Origin of the sequence: Burkholderia lata (assembly GCF_902499025.1) — a bacterium.
Lineage (GTDB): Bacteria > Pseudomonadota > Gammaproteobacteria > Burkholderiales > Burkholderiaceae > Burkholderia > Burkholderia lata_C.
The window spans coordinates 106,237-127,019 of sequence record NZ_CABVPW010000019.1 but is presented as its reverse complement, the minus strand read 5'-3'; the positions used below and the strand labels follow the sequence as shown (position 1 = coordinate 127,019).

The window sequence follows — 20,783 nt, the reverse complement described above, 5'->3', positions numbered from 1 at the left end:
ATCGATGTCGAACCGGCGGGTTCAGGGCCGTGCGGCAATCTCGTCGAGATGCCACAGCAGATCGGCCGGATCGTCGTACACGCGTAGCGCCCCCGCGCGTTCGAGTTCATCGCTGCCGTATCCGCCCGACAGCAGCCCGACGCCGAGCGAGCGGCAGCGGGCAGCGGCGAGCATGTCCCAGATGCTGTCGCCGACCACGACCGTGTGTTCGATCGGCACGTTCAGTTGCGCGGCGGCCGTCAGGAACAGGTCGGGGTCGGGCTTGGCATACTTGACCTGGTCGCGCGTGACCACCACGTTCTTCGCCGGATCGACGCCGAGCGCCTCGAGATTGATGGCGGCCGTTTCCATCCGCCCGCTGGTCGCGATCGCCCAGCGGATGCCCGCCGCCGACAGCGCGGCCAGCAATTCGCGCGCGCCCGGCAGTGGCCGGACCTGCGCGCGCAGCCGCTGGTACGCGGCCGCATGGAGGCGCGCAAGCCGCTCGACGCGCTCGGCGTCGAGGTCGCCCGACGTCTCGCGCAGCAGCTGATTCAGGAACAGGCCGCCGCTCATGCCGATCTTGCGGTGGATGCGCCATACCGACAATTCGATGCCCTCGGCATCGAGCGCTTCCTTCCAAGCGAGCACGTGCTGGTAGACGCTGTCGACGAGCGTGCCGTCGAGATCGAACAGAAAGGACGTTTCAATGCGCATGTGAATCTCCTGGCTCGATGGGGTTCGAGCGAACGGGACGTGAGAAGCCGGTCGGCACATTATCGGTGCACGGCCGTGTCATGACCATGTCCCGCGGCCATCCCGCACCGCGCCGTGTCATATGCCGCTGGTACAATCGCGGCGATCGCCGGGCCGGGTTCTCCGCGCCGCGCGCCCCCAACCCTCGTCTCGCCGATTCCAGGTATGGCTACACCGGACGCCGTCAGTTCCAAGCACTCGTGGTGGGGCGTACTGACCCTGGCACTCACCGCCTTCATCTTCAATACCACCGAATTCGTGCCCGTCGCGCTGCTCAGTGCGATCGGCGACAGCCTGCACATGCAGCCGACTGACGTCGGCCTGATGCTGACGATCTACGCGTGGGCCGTGGCCGTCGTGTCTTTGCCGCTGACGCTGGCCACGCGCCATGTCGAGCGTCGCAAGCTGCTGATGGGGGCGTTGCTGGTGTTCATCGGCAGTCACATCGTGACCGGCGTCGCGTGGAATTTCGCGGTGCTGATGGTCGGCCGGCTCGGCATCGCGTGCGCGCATGCGGTGTTCTGGTCGATTTCCGTGCCGCTGGCCGTGCGGCTCGCGCCGAGCGACCGGAAAAGCCGCGCGCTCAGCCTGCTGGCGATGGGCACGGCGATCGCGATGGTGGCCGGCATTCCGCTCGGGCGCGTGGTCGGCGAGACGTTCGGCTGGCGTGTCACGTTCCTGATCATCGCCGGCGCGGCGGGTGTCGCGTTGCTGCTGCTGCGCGCGACGTTGCCGGTGCTGCCGAGCCAGGGCGCCGGGTCGCTCAGCAGCATCGGCGTGTTCCTGCGCAAGCCGGCACTGGTGGCGCTGTACGCGATCACCGTGCTGGTCGTGACCGCGCACTTCACGTCGTACACGTACATCGAGCCGTTCGTCCAGAGCGTCAACCACGCGAGCAGCAGCCGGATCACGTATGTGCTGATCCTGTTCGGCGTCGCCGGCATACCGGCCGCGATCTGCTTCAACCGCGTCTATCCGCACCGTCCCGACGACTTCCTGCTCGGGTCGATCGTCGCGCTGGCGGGATGCCTGCTGATCCTGTTCCCGTGCGCGCTGAACATCGTCACGCTGTCCGTGCATACGCTGGTCTGGGGCGGCGCGATCGTCTGTTTCGGGCTCGCCATGCAGGCCTGGGTGCTGAAACTGGCGCCGGAGGGGACCGACCTGGCGGTGTCGATCTTCTCCGGGCTGTACAACGTCGGCATCGGCGCCGGTGCGCTGATCGGCAACCATATCGCGAGCGACTTCGGGCTGCCGTGGGTCGGCACGTTCGGCGGCGTGGTCGGCGCGGTTGCGGTCGGGATCGCGTGGCTCGCGCTGCGGCTGCACGCGAGGCAGGCGGTGGCGTAGCCGACGCCGGGGTGGCGACGTGCGGCGCACGCGACCACCGCCCGGCCTCGCGCTTCGCCTGTCATGCCACCGAGTAACCGCCATCGGCCACGAGCGCATGCCCTGACACATAGCTGGAATCGTCCGACGCGAGGAACGCGACGATCGTCGCCATCTCCTCGGCGGAGCCCCAGCGTCCTGCCGGTGTCGATGCGGCGAACGCCTGTCGCGCATCTTCCGACGGCCAGATGCCGCGATGATGGAACGGCGTATCGATCAGCCCCGGGCACAGTGCGTTCACGCGCACGCCACGCTTGAACCATTCGATCGACGCGGTCTTCGTCATCCCGATCACCGCGTGCTTGCTCGCGATATAGAGCGACGCATTCTCGAAGCCGATCAGCCCGCCCATCGACGCGTTGTTGATGATGCTGCCCGAACCCTGCCGCAGCATGATTTCAGCGGCGTACTTCATCGAATTGAATACACCACGCACGTTCGGTTCGAACACCATGTCGAACCGCTCGGCATTTTGCTCGAGCAGCGGCGCGAACACGCCTTCCGTGCCGGCATTGTTGAACGCGATGTCGAGGCGTCCGTAGGTCGATACCGTGAAGTCGAACAGCTTGCGTACATCGTCTTCGTTCGCGACGTCCGCGACGAAGGCCCGGGCTTCGCCGCCGGCGGTGATGATTTCGTCGACCAGTTGATCGAGTTCGGCCTTGCGCCGCGCGGAGACGACGACCTTTGCGCCGCGACGCGCGAGTTCGATGGCGGATGCGCGGCCAATGCCGGAGCTGGCGCCGGTTACCACGGCGATGCGGCCGTCGAGTTGGGCCGGTTTCGTGCTTGCGTTCATGATGAGATTCTCCAGAGTGGTGGATGAAAGCGGCGCATGTGGCTGAGTTGAATCGGTTGCGATGCACGCTTGATGTGCATTGTGGGCGCTCGCTCGTCGTAAGAAAATGGAACAATAGCGCATTTAGAATTCCCGTTTTGGGAATGAAAGGCGCTGCCGCATGCGCGTGCCAGGAGGGTTCTCCATGCTCAACCGACTCGACATCCTGAAGATCTTTGCCGCAGCCGCCGCGGCGCCCACATTCCGCGAGGCGGCAGCGCGTCTGGGCGTGTCGCCGCAGGTCGTGACGCGTGCGGTGCGCGAACTCGAGGAGATGCTGGGCGAAACGCTGTTTCACCGGACGACCCGGAGTATCCGGATCACCGCGTTCGGTCAGTCGTTCGCGCGCGACGTGCAGACGACGCTGGCTGCGGTCGACGGGCTGTTCGGGCCCGCGACCGGGCAGGCCGACGAGCCGGTGGGCGTCGTCCGGATCACGGCGCCGTCGGGCATGGGGCGTCGTTACGTCCAGCCGATCCTGGGCGATCTCATGCAGCGGTATCCGGGGCTCGTGCCCGACCTGAGGCTGTCGGACGTGCCTTCGCCGGTGGTCGACGAGCAGATCGACATCGGTGTGCGCGTCGGGGCGATCGGCGACAACCGCTTCGTCGCGAGGATGGTCGGGCCGTTGCCGATGTGGATCGTGGGTGCGCCGTCGCTGATCAGGCGGCTGGGCGAGCCCAAAAACCGCAAGGAACTCGAATCGATGCCGGTGACGTGCCTGATCGACCGCGCGAGCGGGCGGGCCTGGCCGTGGATGTTTCGGGGGGAGCACCAGTTCGTTCCGTCGTCGCCGGCGTACCTGACGGACGATACCGAGGTGGAAATCGAGGCCGTGTGCGCGGGGGTGGGGCTGGGGCAGTGCTCGGAGTATCTCGTCCGGCCGTACGTCGACAAGGGGCGCCTCGTGCGGCTGCTGCCCGGCCTCGAGCCCGAGCCGTGGAAGCTGCACGTCTATCGGCCGCGGCGTGGGCCGATGCCCCGGCGCATCCGGGTCGTGTATGACGAGCTGGTGGCGAAGCTCGCGCACGCGACGTGGCGAGGGTAGCCGGTGCGGCAGGGCGGCTGGTCGCGTCGGCATGAAGCGACATCAACCACCGATTGACGGCACTGACGAAGCTGTCACGCGCCCCGGGCGCGGCCATCCGGCCAAGGGTGGTCGCGCCATTCGCCACAAGACACGCGGCAAGCCGACATATTGCGGCATCATCATGGTGCCGGCGCACCGGCATTCGGTGCTCGATATTCGACTGGAGACTGTGCATGCCGATACCCCGGATTGAAACCCGCGACGCGATGGGCGACCCGGATGTGGTCTATCTCAACCCGGATCATGTGCTGTGGATGTCGCAGCCGACCGCTGCGCAGCGGCGGCCGGGCGGCACGGCCATTCGCGTGGACGACCGCGTGAAGGGCGGCTCGTTGCTGATGGCCGACAATCCGCCGGCCGCCCGACTGCTGCAGGACCTCGGGCCGTTCGTGACGGTGACGCTGGCGAACCCGTCGTCCGACTATCCGGACGGCCTCGTGCATGTGCGTGCGCACGCAATCGTCAAGATCGCGACGGACGACCACGACAAGCCGCTCGCCGAGCGCACGCTCGGCTGGGTCCACGTCCAGGACGGTTCCGCCTTCAAGGTCAGGGATTACGCCGGCGTGGCCGCGCACTGGCAGGCAACGGTGGCGGCTGCCGGCCGCTGAGCGGGCCTTCGCGTTCGCGCGATGACGTAGCGGCTCGTCGTGTCGCAGTTGGCTGGCCGTGGTTCGTCTCGGGATACCGGCTGCCTTGCCTCGTGCGCCGGGGTGAACTGCCCAGGTGTCGGATGGTCGGGCGAACCATGAGCCCGCCCGGCGTCGTATCCGGAATGCGACACGCGGTGCGTCGATCGGCCGGGTAACATGGCGCATCGCGCCGAACCCGTGCCCGTCCGGGCCTTCGTCGCGAAAGCGCCCGTCGAAGCGCTCGATGCAGGTGTTCGCCACCGGCTTGCCGAGGATCCGTCCGTCATGAACCTTTCCGTGTCCGATATCACGCCGGAGGAACTCCGGCTGTTCGGCGACATCGTCGCCCGTCTGGAAGAGCTGGGGCCGGTCGTCGACGTGAGGACGGTCGTGTTGCCCGCGATCACGCAACTGATCCGCGCGGATTTCGCCGCGTCGTTCGATTGCGACGAACAAACCGGCCTGTGGCGCAACGGGTTCGCGTACAACCTCGATCCGTTGCAGATCGCCCGGTACGAAGCGTGGTTCCAGCATATCGACCCGGTCACGCCGCAACTGTGCGCACGCCGCGTGGCGACCTGCGTCGACGAGGTGGTGAGCCGGCGCGACCTGGAGCAGACCGAGTTCTACAAGGATTTCCTGTGCCGCGACGGCATGCATCACGGCATCAACGTCTATGCGTTCGACGGCGCGACGCACGTCGGCGACCTGCGTATCTGGCGGGCGCAAGGGCGGCCCGATTTCACCGAGCGCGACAAGTTGCTGCTGAACGGCATCGAGCCGTTTTTCCGGCGTGCGCTGTTGCGGCGGCGTCACGCGTGCGCGGGGCTGACCGAGCGCGAAAGCGATGTCGCGCGGCTCGTCGCCGCCGGTTATACCGACAAGGACGTCGCGCGTACGCTCGGCATCGGGCTGTCGACGGTCCGCACGCACCTGCGGCGCGTGATGGCGAAGAAGGGTGTCGCGAACCGCGCGAGCCTGGCGGCCGCGCTGGCGTGACCGGCTGCGGCCGACGGCCGGGGTCATCCATTGTGACGATGGGCGTCAAAATCGGCGCACCCTACCTTGTGACGATCCCCTGTTACGAGGAACGACGACGATGCCCACCCTGGGAACCCTGACACTCACCGAAGCCCGGAGCGCGATCCTGCGCCGGGAGTTTTCCTGTGTCGAATACGCGTACGCGTTGATCGAGCGGCATGCCCGCTGGCGCTACCTGAACGGCTTCACGTGCGTCGACGATGCGCGGCTGCTCGCCGAAGCGGCCCGCTGCGACCGCGACCTCGCGACATCAGCCACCCCGCACGCGCTGCTGGGCCTGCCGATCGCGATCAAGGACAACATCGACACCGCGTGCCTGCCGACCGGCAACGGCACGCTGGCGCTGCACAACCGCGTGCCGCCGCAGCATGCGCCGGTCGTCGCGCGGCTGCTCGCGCAAGGGGCGCTGATCGCGGGCAAGGCCAACCTGCACGAGCTGGCATTCGGCGTGTCGGGCAACAACCGCGTGACGGGCGCGGTGCGCAACCCGTACGACTTCAACCGGATTCCGGGCGGCAGCAGCAGCGGCTCGGGCGCGCTGGTCGGCGCGGGCGTGGTGCCCGCCGCGCTCGGGACGGACACCGGCGGCTCGGTGCGGATTCCGGCGGCGCTGTGCGGTGCCGTCGGTCTTCGGCCGACCGTCGGGCGCTACCCGTCGGGCGGCGTGGCGCCGATTTCGCGCACGCGCGACACCGTCGGCCCGATCGCGCGGTCGGTCGAGGACATCGCGCTGCTCGACGCGATCCTGTCCGGCGCCGGCACCGGCGCACCGACGTCGCTGCCGACCCGCAGCGCGACGCGCCCGGTGCGCCTGGCGGTCCCGCGCACGACGTTCTGGCGCGGCCTCGCGCCGGATGTCGACGCGGTGGCGAATGCCGCGGTGGCGAAGCTGGAGCAGGCGGGATTCGAGTGCGTCGACATCGACCTGAACGACTATCCGGGGTTCTTCGACGACGAGCCGGCCGTCATCGCGATGTATGAGTTCCGGTCGTCGATGCACGCGTATCTGGTCGAGAACGGCTACGACCTGTCGGTCGACGACATCGTGGCAAACGTGGGGAGCCCGGACGTCGCGAAGATCGCCCGCCATATCACCGGCCCCGACGGTATCGGCGAAGCGGCATACCGCACGGCGCTGGACCGGCGTACGCGGTCGCGCGCCGCGTATCGGCAGTGCCTCGCCGACAGCGGGGCCGATGCGCTGGTGTTTCCGACCACGATCGCCACCGCGTGCCCGATCCCGTCGGGCGACACGATGATGCTCAACGGCGAACCCGCTTCGGTGTTCTCGACCTACATCCGCAATACCGAACCGGGCAGCAATGCCGGCGTACCGGGCATGACCGTCCCGGCCGGGCTGACGGCGGCCGGATTGCCAGTCGGCCTCGCACTGGATGGGGCGGCCGGCACCGATCTCGAACTCATCGCGGTCGCGCTGGAAGTCGAACGGGTGCTCGGGCGGCTGCCGCCGCCGGACGATGGGTATGGGGTGGAGGGCAGGTTGGGCGGGTACCCGGGCGGCGACGGTACGTCGTGACGTTGTGCCGCCGCGCCGGGGCGGTGCGGCGGCTGAATGAATCGCCAGAGCCGCCGGCGCTGGCGACGAAGCCGACCAGGCACGTCCTGTGGATTGCCCGGACGCCGCCCCCCGCACGTGCTCGACCCGGTGCGCAAGCACCGCCGCCGTGATTCCTGTCGGCACCACATCGGCTTGCGCCGACAACCGGTCGAACGAACGGCCGCGAAGCAGGCCGCCGACCGCGGATGCCGAGAAACTGCCCACGAGCCCCCGGGTGAGGCATCAGGAAAACCCTGACAGCGGCCCGCCGAGGCCGCTTTTTTGCGTCGCTGCGCGCGTGGCGGCCGATGCCATACCCATCTGCGGCCGCCCGCACCCCGGGTGGCCGCTTCCCTCGATCCAGCATGGCTTCCAGGCCGTATTGCCTGTCATCGAGGGTATGGAAAATCGCGTTATCTAACGAATATCCCCGGATTTCAATACCTGACAGGTATTGAAAAAGCCGCCTAAAAGTATTGGACGCTCGATTCGGCCGAGACGTATAAATCGCCTCAAGAACTTCACCCCCACGGCGTCCCCCATGTCCTCCGTCACCATCGAACGCATCGAAACCCGCCTCGTCGACCTGCCGACGATCCGCCCGCACAAGCTGTCGGTGGCCACGATGCACGGCCAGACACTGATGCTCGTGAAGGTGTTCTGCAGCGACGGCGTGACGGGCCTCGGCGAAGGCACGACGATCGCCGGCATGGCGTACGGCCCGGAAAGTCCCGAGGCGATGAAGCTCGCGATCGACACGTATCTCGCACCGGCGATCGTCGGCCAGGACGCGACGCGCATCCAGACGCTGATGGCGTTCCTCGGCAAGCTCGCGAAGGTCAACCACTTCGCGAAGAGCGCGCTCGAAACCGCGCTGCTCGACGCGCACGGCAAGCGGCTCGGCGTGCCGGTGAGCGAACTGCTCGGCGGCCGCCGCCGCGACCGCCTGCCGGTCGCGTGGACGCTCGCATCGGGCGACACGGCCACCGATATCGCCGAAGCCGAGCGGATGCTCGACCAGCGCCGGCATAACGTGTTCAAGCTGAAGATCGGCGCAAAGTCGCCGCAGACGGATATCCGCCACGTGGCCGAGATCAAGAAGGCCGTCGGCGATCGCGCCTCGGTGCGTGTCGACGTGAACATGGCGTGGAGCGAAACGCAGGCTGCGCGCGCGATTCCGGCGCTGGCCGATGCCGGCTGCGAACTGGTCGAGCAGCCGGTGGCCTCGGCCGCGGCGCTGGCGCGCCTGATGCGCCGCTTCCCGGTCGCGCTGATGGCCGATGAAATCCTGCAGGGCCCCGATAGCGCGTTCGACATCGCGAAGCATCACGGTGCGGACGTGTTCGCGATCAAGATCGAACAGAGCGGCGGCCTGTTCGCCGCGCAGCGCGTCGCCGCGATCGCGGATGCGGCCGGCATCGAGCTGTACGGCGGCACGATGCTCGAAGGCGCGTTCAGCACGGTGGCGTCCGCGCACCTGTTCGCGAGTTTCGCGAACCTGCAGTGGGGCACCGAGCTGTTCGGGCCGCTGCTGATTACCGAAGAGATCCTGACGCAGCCGCTCGATTACAGCGACTTCGAACTGACCGTGCCGGACGGCCCTGGCCTCGGCATCGAACTCGACGAGGACAAGGTCAGGCGTTTCACCCGCGACGGGCTGACGAAAGTCGCGCGATAACCCGAGCCAGGCAACGGCCGTCATTCCCCCTAATACACGTGGAGACACCATCATGAGCGTCAAAGTTTTCGATACCCGGGAAGTGCAGGATCTGCTGAAGGCCGCGTCGAACGCGGGCGCGGACAGCACGAACGGCGGCAACGCGCGCACGCAGCAGGTCGTGCTGCGGCTGCTCGGCGACCTGTTCAAGGCGATCGACGATCTCGACATCACGCCCGACGAAGTGTGGGCCGGCGTCAACTACCTGAACAAGCTCGGCCAGGATGGTGAAGCGGCATTGCTCGCGGCCGGCCTCGGTCTCGAGAAGTTTCTCGACATCCGGATGGATGCCGCGGACAAGGCGGTCGGCCTCGACGGCGGCACGCCGCGCACGATCGAAGGGCCGCTGTATGTCGCGGGCGCACCGGTGCGCGACGGCGTGTCGAAGATCGACCTCGACGCGGACGACGGCGCGGGCCCGCTCGTGATCCACGGCACGGTCACGGGCCTCGACGGCAAGCCGATCGCGGGCGCGGTGGTCGAATGCTGGCACGCGAACTCGCACGGCTTCTATTCGCACTTCGACCCGACCGGCAAGCAGAGCGATTTCAACCTGCGTGGCGCAGTGAAGACGGGCGCCGACGGCAAGTACGAATTCCGCACGCTGATGCCGGTCGGCTACGGCTGCCCGCCGCAGGGCGCGACGCAGCAGCTGCTGAACGGCCTCGGCCGCCACGGCAACCGTCCGGCGCACGTGCACTTCTTCGTCGATAGCCACGACCACCGCAAGCTGACGACGCAATTCAACATCGACGGCGATCCGCTGATCTGGGATGACTTCGCGTATGCGACGCGCGAGGAACTGATCCCGCCCGTGGTCGACAAGACCGGCGGCACGGCGCTCGGCATGAAGGCCGATGCGTACCAGGACATCGAGTTCAACTTCGTGCTGACGCCGCTGGTGCAGGGCAAGGACAACCAGATCGTCCATCGCCTGCGCGCAGCCGCGACGGCGTAACCGCCCGCCGGCGCGGCGCGGATGCGCCGCCGCCGGCCGGGTTCCCGCGAGATTCAACCGATTACCGATGCGAGCGTGCTTGCAGGACGCGGCACGCGCATGGGAGGAGCCAACATGTCCGCCACGATCGACCAAGCCACCGACCTGGATCACCTGCTCGCCACCGCGGTGCAGGACGACAAGGCGGCCGGCGTATTCCGCTGCCGCCGCGACATCTTCACGAACGCCGAGCTGTACGAACTGGAGATGAAGCACATCTTCGAGAGCAACTGGGTGTACCTGGCGCACGAAAGCCAGATCCCGGACAACAACGATTACTACACGACGTGGATCGGCCGCCAGCCGATCGTGATCACGCGCGACAAGACCGGCGAGCTGCATGCGGTGATCAATGCCTGTGCGCACAAGGGCGCGATGCTGTGCCGCCGCAAGCACGGCAACAAGGGCAGCTTCACGTGCCCGTTCCACGGCTGGACCTTCTCGAACACCGGCAAGCTGCTGAAGGTGAAGGACGAGAAGACGACCGAGTACCCGGTGCAGTTCAACACGCACGGCTCGCACGACCTGAAGAAGGTCGCGCGCTTCGCGAACTATCGCGGCTTCCTGTTCGGCAGCCTCAGCGCCGACGTGCTGCCGCTCGAGGAATACCTCGGCGAAGCGCGCGTGATCATCGACCAGATCGTCGACCAGGCGCCGGACGGGCTCGAAGTGCTGCGCGGCAATTCGTCCTACATCTACGAAGGCAACTGGAAGATGCAGATGGAGAACGGCTGCGACGGCTACCACGTCAGCACCGTGCACTGGAACTACGCGGCGACGATGGGCCGCCGCAAGGAAGACGGCACCAAGGCCGTCGACGCGAACAGCTGGAGCAAGTCGGTCGCGGGCGTGTACGGGTTCGACAACGGCCACATCCTGCTGTGGACGCAGACGATGAACCCGGAAGTGCGGCCGGTGTATCAGCACCGTGAAGAGATCAAGGCGCGCGTCGGCGACGTGCAGGCCGACTTCATCGTCAACCAGACCCGCAACCTGTGCGTGTACCCGAACGTGTTCCTGATGGACCAGTTCAGCACGCAGATTCGCGTGGTGCGGCCGCTGGGTGTCGACAAGACCGAAGTCACGATCTTCTGCTTCGCACCGAAGGGCGAGAGCGAAGCCGACCGCACGATCCGGATCCGCCAGTACGAGGATTTCTTCAACGTGACGGGCATGGGCACGGCCGACGACCTCGAGGAGTTCCGCGCATGCCAGGCCGGCTATGCGGGCATCACGGCGATGTGGAACGACCTGTCGCGCGGCGCGCCGCTGTGGGTCGACGGCCCGGACGACAACGCGAAGAAGATGGGGCTGAACCCGCGCATTTCCGGCGAGCGCAGCGAGGACGAAGGGCTGTTCGTGTGCCAGCACGAACACTGGGTGCATGTGATGCGCGATGCGCTGAAGAAGGAACGCGGGGAGGTGGCAGCATGAGCTTCGATTACCGGACTGTCTGCGCGGCGCTGTATCGCGAAGCGCGCCTGCTCGACGATCGCCAGTGGGACGCGTGGCTGACCTGCTACACGGAGGACGTCACGTACTGGATGCCCGCGTGGGACGACGACGATCGGCCGACCGAGGATCACCAGAGCCAGATCTCGCTGATGTACTACCCGGACCGCGGCGGCCTCGAGGATCGCGTGTTCCGGATCAAGACCGAGCGCAGCGGCGCGTCGACGCCCGAGCCGCGCACCAGCCACAACGTGACGAACGTCGAGGTGCTGGCCGAGCGCGACGGCGAGGTGGACGTGCGCTACAACTTTCACACGCTGAACCACCGCTACCGCGTGACCGATCACTTCTTCGGCACGATGTTCGTCACGTTGCGCCAGGTGGGCGATGAACTGCTGATCTCGTACAAGAAGATCGTGCTGAAGAACGACTACATCCGGCAGGTGCTCGACGTCTATCACGTCTGACGCCCGTTGTTTCGTCATGAAAGAAAAGGAAGTGGAGGTGACGCCATGTCCAGCTACAAGATTGCACTGAACTTCGAGGACGGGGTAACCCGCTTCATCGACTGCAAGGCCGGCGAGAAGGTGCTCGACGCGGCCTTCCGCGCGAAGATCAACCTGCCGATGGATTGCTCCGACGGCGTGTGCGGCACCTGCAAGTGCCGCGCCGAAAGCGGCAGTTACGACCTGGGCGACGACTACATCGACGACGCGCTCACCGAAGACGAAAAGGACGGCGGCCTCGTGCTGACGTGCCAGATGGTGCCGCAAAGCGATTGCGTGATCGCGGTGCCGACGTCGTCGGTCGCGTGCAAGACCGGTCAGAGCGGCTTTGCCGCGACGGTGACGAAGGTCGAGCAGCACAACGATGCGGCCGTCGTGCTCGAACTCGACGTCGGCGCGGCCGCGCCGGTGTTCCTGCCGGGCCAGTACGTGAACATCGACGTGCCCGCGAGCGGGCAGCACCGTTCCTACTCGTTCTCGTCGGCGCCGGCCGATGCGAAGGTCAGTTTCCTGATCAAGAAGATTCCTGGCGGCGTGATGAGCACGTGGCTCGAATCGGCCCAGCCCGGCGACACGCTGGAACTGCACGGGCCGCTCGGCAGCTTCTACCTGCGCGATGTGCAGCGGCCGCTGCTGTTCCTCGCGGGCGGCACGGGGCTCGCGCCGTTCCTGTCGATGCTCGAAGTGCTCGCGCGCACCGGGTCGCAGCAGAAGGTGCACCTGATCTACGGCGTGACGCGCGATCTCGACCTCGTGCTGGTCGACGCGATCGAAGCCTGGGCGGCGAAGCTGCCGAATTTCAGCTTCGCGACGGTCGTCGCGGACGCGGCGTCGAGCCATCCGCGCAAGGGCTGGGTCACGCAGCACATCCCGACCGATGCGCTGAACGACGGCGACGTCGACGTGTATCTGTGCGGGCCGCCGCCGATGGTCGACGCGGTGCGCAAGTACTTCGACGACGAAGGCGTGAAGCCGAACAGCTTCCACTACGAGAAGTTCACCCCCAACGTCACGGCAAAGGCGGCGTGATCATGCAACGATTTTCTGGCAAGGTCATCGTCGTCACGGGCGCCGCGCAGGGCATCGGTCGCGGTGTCGCGCTGCGCGCGGCGGCCGAAGGCGGCAGGGTGCTGTTCGTCGATCGCGCGGATTTCGTCGCCGAGGTCGCGGCCGAAGCGACCGGTGGCGAGACGGCCGGCTTCGTCGCCGATCTCGAAACGTACGAAGGCGCGCATGCGGCGATCGCGCACGCCGTGCAGACGTTCGGCGGCATCGACATCCTGATCAACGGCGTCGGCGGCGCGATTCGCATGCGCCCGTTCGCCGAATTCGAGCCGGCACAGATCGATGCGGAAATCCGCCGCTCGCTGATGCCGACACTCTATACGTGCCACGCGGTGCTGCCGCACCTGCTCGCGCGCGGCGGCGGCACGATCGTCAACATCTCGTCGAACGCGACGCGCGGTATCCGCCGCGTGCCGTACTCGGCGGCGAAAGGCGGCGTCAATGCGCTGACGGCGGCGCTCGCGATGGAATACGCAGAACACAACATCCGGGTCGTGGCTACCGCGCCGGGCGGTACCAGCGCACCGCCGCGCCGCGTGCCGCGCAATGCGGCCGGCGACAGCGAACAGGAACAGGCATGGATGGGCGAAGCCGTGCGTCAGGTCACGGATTCGACGTTCCTAAAGCGCTACGGCAGCCTCGACGAGCAGATCGCACCGATCCTGTTCCTCGCGTCCGACGAGGCGAGCTACATCACCGGCACGGTGCTGCCGGTCGCGGGCGGCGATACGGGCTGAGCGGCCCGCCGCGATGCCGCCTGCAAGTGTTCAACGTGTTCATCGACCACCAACCGGCCGGCGCGAAGACGCCGGCCACGGAGACCCCCATGCGTGATCGCAAAGCCATCGTTCCGGCGGGAATGGAAGCGGTGTACGAAAAGATCGGCTACGCGCCCGGCCTGAAGGTCGGCGATACGCTGTACGTATCCGGCCAGATTGGCCGCGATGCGGCGATGCAGCTCGTCGAAGACCGTGAAGCGCAGATCGTGCAGGCGTTTGAAAATTTGAAGCTTGTGCTGGAAGCCGCCGGCGCATCGTTCAACGACGTGGTCGACCTGACGACCTTCCACACCGACATGCGCGACCTGCCGTTGTTCATGCAGGTGCGCGACCGCTACCTCGACGCCCACCCGAAGCCGGCGTGGACGGCGATCGGTGCGCACATGCTGGGCGGCGCGCCCGGCTATATCGTCGAGATCAAGGCGGTGGCCGTGTTGGCGGTGTGATTCGCGTTGACGGGATGTTTACGCGATGTCCCGCAGTCTATGCATCGATTTGACTTTTCACGAGATGAAATAGGGTGAGAGACTCTTCGATGCACAGTGGCTGCGGGAGGAAGGGATGGTTGCAAGTGCCGGCTTTCAGGTCGGACTGTTTCTGGTCGTACTGATTGCGCTCGTCAAGCCGCTCGGGCTTTACATGGCGCGCGTGGCCGATGGCGACGCGCCGTTGCTGTCGGCAATCGGGCGACCCGTCGAGCGCTGGATCTACCGGGCCGCCGGCGTCGATCCGAACGCCGAAATGAGCTGGAAGACCTACGCGGTCGCACTGCTGCTGTTCAGTGCGGTCGGCACGCTCTTCCTGTATGGGCTGCAGCGCGTGCAACCGTGGTTGCCGCTCAATCCGCAGGGGCTGCCGGCCGTGGCCCCGGATTCCGCATTCAATACGGCGGTGAGTTTCGCGACGAACACCAGCTGGCAGGGCTACGCGGGTGAAACGACGTTGAGCTACCTGAGCCAGATGCTCGGCATCACGGTGCAGAGCTTTCTCTCCGCGGCCAGCGGCATGGCCGTGATGTTTGCGTTGATGCGAGGCATTGCGCGGCGCGGCTCGGCGACGGTCGGCAACCTGTGGGTCGACCTCACGCGTGCGACGCTCTACGTCCTGTTGCCGCTGTCCGCCGTGTTCACGATCGCATTCATGGCGCAGGGCGTCATCCAGAATTTCACCGCGTACCGCGACGTGGACACGGTGCAGGCCGTGACGTGGCAGCAGCCGACGCTGGACGCGCAGGGCCAGCCGGTGCACGACGCCGCCGGCAACGTCGTGCAGCAATCGATGCGCTCGCAACGACAGCACCTGCCGCTGGGCCCCGTCGCGTCGCAGGAATCGATCAAGCTGCTGAGCGGCGACGGCGGCGGCTTCTTCAACGCGAATTCCGCGCATCCGTACGAAAACCCCACGCCGTTGACCAATTTCCTGCAGATGATCGCGATCCTGCTGATACCGGCCGCGCTTTGCTACACGTTCGGTGTCGCCGTCGGCGACCGGCGGCAGGGATGGGCGCTGCTGGCCGCGATGTTCGTCGCCGCGGCCATGGTCACGATTCATGCGGAGCAGCAGGGCTTCGGGCCGCTCGCCGCACCGCATGACGGGGCCGCGCCCCTGTCGATCGAGCGCGGCGGCAACCTGGAAGGCAAGGAGACGCGGTTCGGCGTCGTGTCGTCGGCGCTCTATGCGACCGTGTCGACGAGCAGCGGCGACGGCGCGGTCGACGCGATGCACGATTCGTTCACGCCGGTGGGCGGTCTCGTGCTGATGGCATTGATGCAGACGGGCGAAGTCGTGTTCGGCGGGCCCGGCTCCGGCCTCTTCAGCATGATCGTCGTCGCGATCCTGGCGGTTTTCATCTCCGGGCTGATGATCGGCCGCGCACCGGAATATCTTGGCAAGAAGATCGATGCATACGAGATGAAGATGGTGGCCGTCGCGATTCTCGCGACGCCGCTGCTGGTGCTGGTCGGCACCGCGATTTCCGTCGTCACGCCGGCCGGGATCGCCGGGATCGGCAACCCGGGCCCGCATGGGCTCAGCGAAATCCTGTATGCGTTTTCTTCGGCCGCCAACAACAACGGCAGCGCGTTCGCGGGCCTGTCGGCCAATACGCCGTACTACAACGGGATGCTGGCGATCGCGATGTGGTTCGGCCGCTTCGCCGTGATCGTGCCGGTGCTCGCGATCGCGGGGTCGCTCGCGGGCAAGCGGCGGCGCGCGGCGGGTGCCGGGACGCTGCCGACGCACGGCGCGCTCTTTGTCGCGTTGCTGATCGGGACGGTGATCATGATCGCGTCGCTCACGTACTTGCCGGCGCTTGCGCTCGGGCCGATCGTCGAGCAACTGAGCGCGGCGACCGGCCGTTAGCCGGCGCCTGTGCACGGCGGATTGCGAGTCCTTCGTCAGCGCGGCGTCCCGCGCGTCGATGATGCGCCGCCCAGGCGATGCATCACGGCGAACCTACTGGCCGTGCAGCAAGGCCGACAGACAGTATTTTCCGTAGACGAGGCAATGCACCGGTTGCGCATCCGGTGTCCGGGGCGTGCCTTCGGACGTGGCGGGCGGGGCGGCGGAAGGTGAGCGGCAAACGCTGCCCAGGATCATCAGTGCCGACACGAGCGCCACCATGCCGCCCAGGATCGGTGCGACGCTTGCCTTGTGAATCGGGTGTGCGTGATTCATATCGAGGACTCCCATTCGCACAGGTAACGCAGTCTCGCGATGTCCGGGGGCGCCGTCGTCAAACCACGCCATGCGGACGTGACTTGACGCGTATCGCCCCTCGGCCGGCCAGGTGCCCGGGGTTACTGGCTGGCGCCGGACGCCGGTGACGCCGAAGCGGCGTCCTCCGACGCCGCCGGGTCGTCTGCCGCGGCCGACGTGCCCGGCGCCGCGGTACCGCTATCCGCTGCCGCAGCCGGCGCCGACGCGGATGATGCGTTGGCGGGGGTGCTGGGTACGTCATCGTCGTCGGCATGACTGCATGCCGTGAGTGCGACGGCGGCGGCCAGTGTTGCCACGTAAAGGTATTGCTTCATGCGTTGATCCTGTTGTTGAAGTGTGAACTGCGGTTGAATACTCATGGCCTGCAGGCATCCTGACGATCTCGTTCGCCGCGCTCACGGCGCGATGCGCATGGTGCGAACGAGTCCGACCAGCAACGACACCCAGACCAGCGACGTCAGCATGCAGGCCCACAGGATGAGCAGGACGCGCTCGGTCAGGCTGAGCGGCGCGTGACGCAACGTCCGGCGTACGCGCGACAGGCGCACGCGGGCCTGTCGTCCTGCCAATCGCATGGAACGTGCTGAAACGAAACGAATCCGGCTCACGATGTCGGTCCCCTGTTGACCCTGGACGTCCGTCTGCCGCACACACGGCGGACGGCGCGCGTGTGGACGAGGCCTGCGGCACGCATGCCGACGCATGCATGCCGCGGTGCGACGCTTACTTGATGAACGTCATTTGCACGACCTTGACGACGACGAGCGCCACGGCGACCAACAGATAGCCGCGCAACACGCCCATCCACACACGCTTGGCCAGGGTCAGGTTGGGCGGCGGCAGCTCGTCGAGCGGCGGCATCCGCCACGTGTCTCGCGCGCCTTCCGGCCACGCCTGCACCGTCCCGGCGCCGTCCGCCGGATCACGTCGCAGCTTGCGGACGGCGACCGTCGCCGCATAACCGACGATGGCCAGCAGCGTGCCGCCGGCCAGCATGTCGAGGATCGTTTGTCCGCTCATGTCCGGGTACATCACCGAGGCCGTCAGGATGATGGACAGCATCACGAGCACCCAGATCACCGCACCCGTGAACACATTGAGCTTCTTCGAATTGACCCACGGGCCCAGCACGGCCTTGTCGTTGCAGAGCAGCAGCAGGAATACCGTCGCGCTCGGGAGCAGCACGCCGGCGAGCGTTTGCACGGCTTCCGTCAGCAGGCCGAGCGGGCTGCCGGGAATCAGTACGATCGCGGCGGCGGCGGCGACGATGCCGAAGTAGACGAGATAGAAGCCCTTCGCATCCGTCACGCTGCGATGCAGTGAATGGCGGATCTTGAACACGTCGCCGATCGCGTAGGCGGTCGATAGCGACACGGCTGCCGCGCCGATGATCGCGGCGTCGAACAGCGCAACGGCGAACAGCACGGCCGACGTGTGGCCCGCGTATTTGTCGAGCCCGTTGATGATGCCGCCCGCATCGGTGAAGTTGCCGAATTCGGGCTTGCCCGCGTAGAGCTGCGCACAGAACGCGATCATCGCCACGGCACCGACCAGCACGAAGCCGATGCCGATCCAGAGATCCGCTTTCTCGTACTTCATGAAGCGCGGCGTGATGCGTTTGTCGACCACGTAGCTCTGCTGGAAAAAGAGCTGCCATGGCGCCACCGTCGTGCCGACGATGCCGATCACGAGCAGCATCACGTCGGAGAGCTTCGAATGCGCGGGCCAGTTCGGAATGAAGAAGTCGCGCGCCATCTGGCTGACCGGCGGGTGGATCGAGACCAGCACCGGCACCAGCAGCAGGCTCAGGAGGCACAAGAACACGGCGAAGCGTTCGAATCGCCTGAAATTGCCGGTGCTGACGGCCGCCATCGTGAGCGCGGCGGCGATGCACACGCCCGCGATCTTGGACACGCCGAAGAAGTCGAGCACGAACGTGATGCCGATGAACTCGGTCACGATCGTCAGCGCGTTCAGGAGAAACAGGTCGATGACGCTGAACGCCCCCCAGAACTTGCCGAAGCGCTCGAATATGAGCCGCGCGTGCCCGACCCCCGTGACCGCACCGAGCCGCAGCACCATTTCCTGGTTGACGAACAGGACCGGTACCAGGAGCAGCATGGTCCACAGCAACGTCGTGCCGTAGTTTTGCCCGGCCTGCGTATAGGTACCGAATGCGCCGGCGTCGTTGTCGCCGACCATCACGATGAGGCCAGGGCCGAGAATGGCAAGTAGCGTCCGGAAGCGCGCCCACCAGCTGGTGCGTGGCGCGACGTCGTGGTGCGCGATGGTGCCGAGCGCGCCCTTGATGTCGCCGAGGTGCGCTTCGTCGAGAACGGCACTGCGTTCGCGCGCAGTGTCGCGAGGTGAGATGTTGGCGGGTACCGACATTTTGTTTTCCTCCCTGATGATCGATGAGCGAAACGGGTATGCGCCGTCGGCATGCGCAAGGACGTGAATCGTCGAACGATCGTGTCGCTTGCGGATGCGGGGAGCGGGGCGTGAACGGTTACGAAACGAGGGCTTTGAGGCCGAGCCAGAAAGCGGCGAACCGGTGCGATTCGCGGGGTTTGAGCGACAGCATCGCGTCGTAGCAGACGCGCGATTCGTCGATGTGCGGCAGATTCGACAGGAGAAGGCCGAAGTTCATGATCGTGCTCCGTGCGCCTGGCTTGACGCGTGATTGCGAAAAGCCGGCAGACACGGAAATCGCGCGCATCATGGGCGCGGCGACTGGGGCCTACTCGCTTTCCTCAGTGAATGACAACACTGGCGATGAATGACATAAGGGATAACTGTCGGTGCCGGGCATTTCGGTTCCTTGTGAACGATAGGTACGCGCGATTGCTGCGTACGTGTTTATCCACGCGCCTGCGAATCGATGATCGCGGCGCGAACGCATGCGGCCGCGAGTCGATGCTCGCGACGCGGTGCCGTTTGGCGCGCACGCGAATGCGCGCGCCAGATGGCGCTAATCGACAAGGTGCACGGAAGGTGTTGCCGGGGCGCGCACCGCCTGCCTGATGGCAAGACGGCGGCTGGGAAAAGGAGCGCGGACGTCCTGCCGATCAGGCAGCGAAACTGTTCGAAGATCGACTACTGCAACTGTCCAAGGTATCAGCCCCTTTTGTGAAGACCTTTAAATTTTAGGTGGCGCGAGATTGTGAAGTCAATACGCTTCGATAAGCATAACCAATATATTTTTCGTGTACGCGATCGCTGAAAATTACTACCCCCATCCAGCGGGACTTTTTCTTTCAAATTGGAATGATCTGATTATTTTCCTGAAAGAAATGTTCGATGGGAATGCAAAGCGGAATCATGACGAAGTGCTTTCTCGCGACCGTCGGCGTGAATCGTTGCGTGGCGGTCAGCGACAAGTCGCGCGAGTTCGTTTATGGTGCGAGGGAACGCAGCGTCGTCTCCTTCCTTCCGTCGAGAATCCGCGATGAAATGCCTGTCACGCGCCGTCTTCGCCGCCCTCGCTTTCACCGTCGCGCAAGCCGCGCTCGCCCAGGTGCCGGGAACGGTGCAGCTCGAAGACATGACCTGGACCGAGCTGCGCGACAGCATCCGGGCCGGCAAGACCACACTCCTGATTCCGATCGGCGGAACCGAGCAAAGCGGGCCGTACGTCGCGCTCGGCAAGCACAACGCGCGGGTCAGGGTACTGTCCGAACGGATCGCGGAAGGCCTCGGCAACGCGATCGTCGCCCCCGTCATCGCCTATGTGCCCGAGGGCGGCTATGCGCCGCCGACGTCGCACATGCGCTTTCCGGGCACGATCACCGTGCCCGACGACGTCTTCGAAAAGACCCTCGAATCCGCAGCCAACAGCTTCCGGGTCCACGGCTTCACGAACATCGTGTTTCTCGGCGACCACGGTGGCTACCAGAACGACATCAAACAATCGGTAGCCCGGCTCAACAAGTCGTGGGCCGGCACCGGTGCACGCGCGTTCGTGCCGGCCGCGTACTACGGCACCAGCTCCGACGGTTATGACCAGATCCTGCGCGAACACGGCGTGCCGGCCACGGATATCGGCACGCATGCGGGGCTGGCCGACACGTCGCTGCTGCTGGCGGTCGAGCCGCGCATGGTCAGGGTCGACAAGCTGCGTAACGCCGCGAAGCCCGGCGCCGTCGATGGCGTCTATGGCGGCGATCCGCGTCATGCGAGTGCCGAACTCGGCCGGCTGGGCACCGACGCCATCGTGTCGCGCACCGTCGATGCGATCAGAAAGGAAATCGCCGGCCGCTGATGCAG

The 20,783-nt window shown here is 66.2% G+C and carries 22 protein-coding genes; 15 read left to right on the top strand and 7 right to left on the bottom strand.

Features of this window, described 5'->3' with window-relative positions; all coding sequences use genetic code 11:
* Window positions 1–21 precede the first annotated feature (21 nt).
* Window positions 22–696 (bottom strand): HAD family hydrolase, encoded by a 675-nt coding sequence (locus tag BDI24065_RS20475; RefSeq protein ID WP_122950589.1) that lies wholly within the window; start codon window positions 694–696, stop codon window positions 22–24.
* Window positions 697–900: 204 nt separating this feature from the next.
* Between BDI24065_RS20475 and BDI24065_RS20470 the strand changes: the two genes are divergently transcribed.
* Window positions 901–2,085 carry a sugar transporter gene (locus BDI24065_RS20470; RefSeq protein ID WP_175032798.1) on the top strand — a complete coding sequence of 395 codons (1,185 nt, stop codon included), beginning with the start codon at window positions 901–903 and terminating at the stop codon, window positions 2,083–2,085.
* Between the two features lie 61 nt (window positions 2,086–2,146).
* Here BDI24065_RS20470 and BDI24065_RS20465 read toward each other — a convergent pair whose 3' ends face one another.
* Window positions 2,147–2,923: an SDR family NAD(P)-dependent oxidoreductase gene (locus tag BDI24065_RS20465; protein ID WP_175032797.1), complete on the bottom strand. Its 777-nt coding sequence runs from the start codon at window positions 2,921–2,923 to the stop codon at window positions 2,147–2,149.
* 184 nt (window positions 2,924–3,107) lie between these two features.
* Here BDI24065_RS20465 and BDI24065_RS20460 point away from each other — a divergent pair, with 184 nt between their 5' ends.
* The 13 genes from BDI24065_RS20460 to kdpA all read left to right on the top strand — a co-directional run bounded on the left by BDI24065_RS20460 (window position 3,108) and on the right by kdpA (window position 16,160).
* Window positions 3,108–4,010, top strand: coding sequence for a LysR family transcriptional regulator (locus BDI24065_RS20460; protein ID WP_175032796.1), 903 nt, complete (start codon window positions 3,108–3,110; stop codon window positions 4,008–4,010).
* A 31-nt stretch (window positions 4,011–4,041) separates the two neighbouring features.
* Window positions 4,042–4,245, top strand: coding sequence for a hypothetical protein (locus BDI24065_RS20455; protein WP_175032795.1), 204 nt, complete (start codon window positions 4,042–4,044; stop codon window positions 4,243–4,245).
* Window positions 4,226–4,663 carry a hypothetical protein gene (locus BDI24065_RS20450; protein WP_175032794.1) on the top strand — a complete coding sequence of 146 codons (438 nt, stop codon included), beginning with the start codon at window positions 4,226–4,228 and terminating at the stop codon, window positions 4,661–4,663. The genes BDI24065_RS20455 and BDI24065_RS20450 overlap by 20 nt, the downstream gene beginning before the upstream one ends.
* Before the next feature lie 306 nt (window positions 4,664–4,969).
* Window positions 4,970–5,683: a helix-turn-helix transcriptional regulator gene (locus BDI24065_RS20445; RefSeq protein ID WP_175032793.1), complete on the top strand. Its 714-nt coding sequence runs from the start codon at window positions 4,970–4,972 to the stop codon at window positions 5,681–5,683.
* A 100-nt stretch (window positions 5,684–5,783) separates the two neighbouring features.
* Window positions 5,784–7,262 (top strand): indoleacetamide hydrolase, encoded by a 1,479-nt coding sequence (gene iaaH / locus BDI24065_RS20440; RefSeq protein ID WP_175032792.1) that lies wholly within the window; start codon window positions 5,784–5,786, stop codon window positions 7,260–7,262.
* Window positions 7,263–7,824: 562 nt separating this feature from the next.
* Complete coding sequence (locus BDI24065_RS20435) at window positions 7,825–8,961, top strand: muconate/chloromuconate family cycloisomerase (RefSeq protein WP_175032791.1); 1,137 nt, start codon at window positions 7,825–7,827, stop codon at window positions 8,959–8,961.
* Window positions 8,962–9,013: 52 nt separating this feature from the next.
* A complete protein-coding gene (gene catA, locus BDI24065_RS20430) occupies window positions 9,014–9,958 on the top strand; it encodes a catechol 1,2-dioxygenase (protein ID WP_175032790.1) in 945 nt (314 codons plus the stop codon).
* Between the two features lie 114 nt (window positions 9,959–10,072).
* Window positions 10,073–11,431, top strand: coding sequence for a Rieske 2Fe-2S domain-containing protein (locus tag BDI24065_RS20425; protein ID WP_175032789.1), 1,359 nt, complete (start codon window positions 10,073–10,075; stop codon window positions 11,429–11,431).
* Window positions 11,428–11,916, top strand: a complete 489-nt coding sequence (gene benB / locus BDI24065_RS20420; RefSeq protein WP_175032788.1) for a benzoate 1,2-dioxygenase small subunit — start codon at window positions 11,428–11,430, stop codon at window positions 11,914–11,916. Before BDI24065_RS20425 ends, benB begins: the two co-directional genes overlap by 4 nt.
* Before the next feature lie 45 nt (window positions 11,917–11,961).
* Window positions 11,962–12,984, top strand: coding sequence for a benzoate 1,2-dioxygenase electron transfer component BenC (gene benC / locus BDI24065_RS20415; RefSeq protein ID WP_175032787.1), 1,023 nt, complete (start codon window positions 11,962–11,964; stop codon window positions 12,982–12,984).
* Window positions 12,985–12,986: 2 nt separating this feature from the next.
* Window positions 12,987–13,757 carry a benzoate diol dehydrogenase BenD gene (gene benD / locus BDI24065_RS20410; protein WP_175032786.1) on the top strand — a complete coding sequence of 257 codons (771 nt, stop codon included), beginning with the start codon at window positions 12,987–12,989 and terminating at the stop codon, window positions 13,755–13,757.
* A gap of 89 nt (window positions 13,758–13,846) precedes the next feature.
* The gene (locus tag BDI24065_RS20405; RefSeq protein WP_175032832.1) at window positions 13,847–14,245 is read left to right on the top strand and encodes a RidA family protein; all 399 of its coding nucleotides are present in this window, start codon (window positions 13,847–13,849) and stop codon (window positions 14,243–14,245) included.
* Between the two features lie 115 nt (window positions 14,246–14,360).
* On the top strand, window positions 14,361–16,160 hold the full coding sequence (gene kdpA / locus BDI24065_RS20400) for a potassium-transporting ATPase subunit KdpA (RefSeq protein WP_175032785.1): 1,800 nt from the start codon (window positions 14,361–14,363) through the stop codon (window positions 16,158–16,160).
* Window positions 16,161–16,253: 93 nt separating this feature from the next.
* On the opposite strand, the gene BDI24065_RS20395 is transcribed toward kdpA, so the two are convergent.
* The 5 genes from BDI24065_RS20395 to BDI24065_RS20375 form a co-directional block, all read right to left on the bottom strand.
* Window positions 16,254–16,475 (bottom strand): hypothetical protein, encoded by a 222-nt coding sequence (locus BDI24065_RS20395; RefSeq protein ID WP_175032784.1) that lies wholly within the window; start codon window positions 16,473–16,475, stop codon window positions 16,254–16,256.
* Window positions 16,476–16,597: 122 nt separating this feature from the next.
* On the bottom strand, window positions 16,598–16,876 hold the full coding sequence (locus BDI24065_RS20390) for a hypothetical protein (protein WP_175032783.1): 279 nt from the start codon (window positions 16,874–16,876) through the stop codon (window positions 16,598–16,600).
* A gap of 36 nt (window positions 16,877–16,912) precedes the next feature.
* Entirely contained in the window at window positions 16,913–17,125 is a 213-nt protein-coding gene (locus tag BDI24065_RS20385; protein WP_175032782.1) for a hypothetical protein, read from the bottom strand.
* 115 nt (window positions 17,126–17,240) lie between these two features.
* Entirely contained in the window at window positions 17,241–18,908 is a 1,668-nt protein-coding gene (locus BDI24065_RS20380; RefSeq protein WP_175032781.1) for an NRAMP family divalent metal transporter, read from the bottom strand.
* Window positions 18,909–19,026: 118 nt separating this feature from the next.
* Window positions 19,027–19,167, bottom strand: a complete 141-nt coding sequence (locus BDI24065_RS20375) for a hypothetical protein (protein ID WP_175013247.1) — start codon at window positions 19,165–19,167, stop codon at window positions 19,027–19,029.
* 798 nt (window positions 19,168–19,965) lie between these two features.
* On the opposite strand from BDI24065_RS20375, the gene BDI24065_RS20370 reads away from it, so the two are divergent.
* Window positions 19,966–20,778, top strand: a complete 813-nt coding sequence (locus BDI24065_RS20370) for a creatininase family protein (protein WP_175032780.1) — start codon at window positions 19,966–19,968, stop codon at window positions 20,776–20,778.
* The last annotated feature ends 5 nt before the right edge of the window (window positions 20,779–20,783 follow it).

Bases quoted from the DNA above. Each gene is read 5' to 3' on its own strand.
- BDI24065_RS20465 (WP_175032797.1), bottom strand. From the start codon at position 2,923: ATGAACGCAAGCACGAAACCGGCCCAACTCGACGGCCGCATCGCCGTG.
- BDI24065_RS20475 (WP_122950589.1), bottom strand. From the start codon at position 696: ATGCGCATTGAAACGTCCTTTCTGTTCGATCTCGACGGCACGCTCGTC.
- BDI24065_RS20370 (WP_175032780.1), top strand. From the start codon at position 19,966: ATGAAATGCCTGTCACGCGCCGTCTTCGCCGCCCTCGCTTTCACCGTC.
- BDI24065_RS20460 (WP_175032796.1), top strand. From the start codon at position 3,108: ATGCTCAACCGACTCGACATCCTGAAGATCTTTGCCGCAGCCGCCGCG.
- BDI24065_RS20405 (WP_175032832.1), top strand. From the start codon at position 13,847: ATGCGTGATCGCAAAGCCATCGTTCCGGCGGGAATGGAAGCGGTGTAC.
- BDI24065_RS20435 (WP_175032791.1), top strand. From the start codon at position 7,825: ATGTCCTCCGTCACCATCGAACGCATCGAAACCCGCCTCGTCGACCTG.
- BDI24065_RS20375 (WP_175013247.1), bottom strand. From the start codon at position 19,167: ATGAACTTCGGCCTTCTCCTGTCGAATCTGCCGCACATCGACGAATCG.
- BDI24065_RS20455 (WP_175032795.1), top strand. From the start codon at position 4,042: ATGAAGCGACATCAACCACCGATTGACGGCACTGACGAAGCTGTCACG.
- BDI24065_RS20380 (WP_175032781.1), bottom strand. From the start codon at position 18,908: ATGTCGGTACCCGCCAACATCTCACCTCGCGACACTGCGCGCGAACGC.
- BDI24065_RS20470 (WP_175032798.1), top strand. From the start codon at position 901: ATGGCTACACCGGACGCCGTCAGTTCCAAGCACTCGTGGTGGGGCGTA.
- BDI24065_RS20390 (WP_175032783.1), bottom strand. From the start codon at position 16,876: ATGAGTATTCAACCGCAGTTCACACTTCAACAACAGGATCAACGCATG.
- catA (WP_175032790.1), top strand. From the start codon at position 9,014: ATGAGCGTCAAAGTTTTCGATACCCGGGAAGTGCAGGATCTGCTGAAG.
- kdpA (WP_175032785.1), top strand. From the start codon at position 14,361: ATGGTTGCAAGTGCCGGCTTTCAGGTCGGACTGTTTCTGGTCGTACTG.
- benD (WP_175032786.1), top strand. From the start codon at position 12,987: ATGCAACGATTTTCTGGCAAGGTCATCGTCGTCACGGGCGCCGCGCAG.
- BDI24065_RS20445 (WP_175032793.1), top strand. From the start codon at position 4,970: ATGAACCTTTCCGTGTCCGATATCACGCCGGAGGAACTCCGGCTGTTC.
- BDI24065_RS20395 (WP_175032784.1), bottom strand. From the start codon at position 16,475: ATGAATCACGCACACCCGATTCACAAGGCAAGCGTCGCACCGATCCTG.
- iaaH (WP_175032792.1), top strand. From the start codon at position 5,784: ATGCCCACCCTGGGAACCCTGACACTCACCGAAGCCCGGAGCGCGATC.
- benB (WP_175032788.1), top strand. From the start codon at position 11,428: ATGAGCTTCGATTACCGGACTGTCTGCGCGGCGCTGTATCGCGAAGCG.
- benC (WP_175032787.1), top strand. From the start codon at position 11,962: ATGTCCAGCTACAAGATTGCACTGAACTTCGAGGACGGGGTAACCCGC.
- BDI24065_RS20450 (WP_175032794.1), top strand. From the start codon at position 4,226: ATGCCGATACCCCGGATTGAAACCCGCGACGCGATGGGCGACCCGGAT.
- BDI24065_RS20425 (WP_175032789.1), top strand. From the start codon at position 10,073: ATGTCCGCCACGATCGACCAAGCCACCGACCTGGATCACCTGCTCGCC.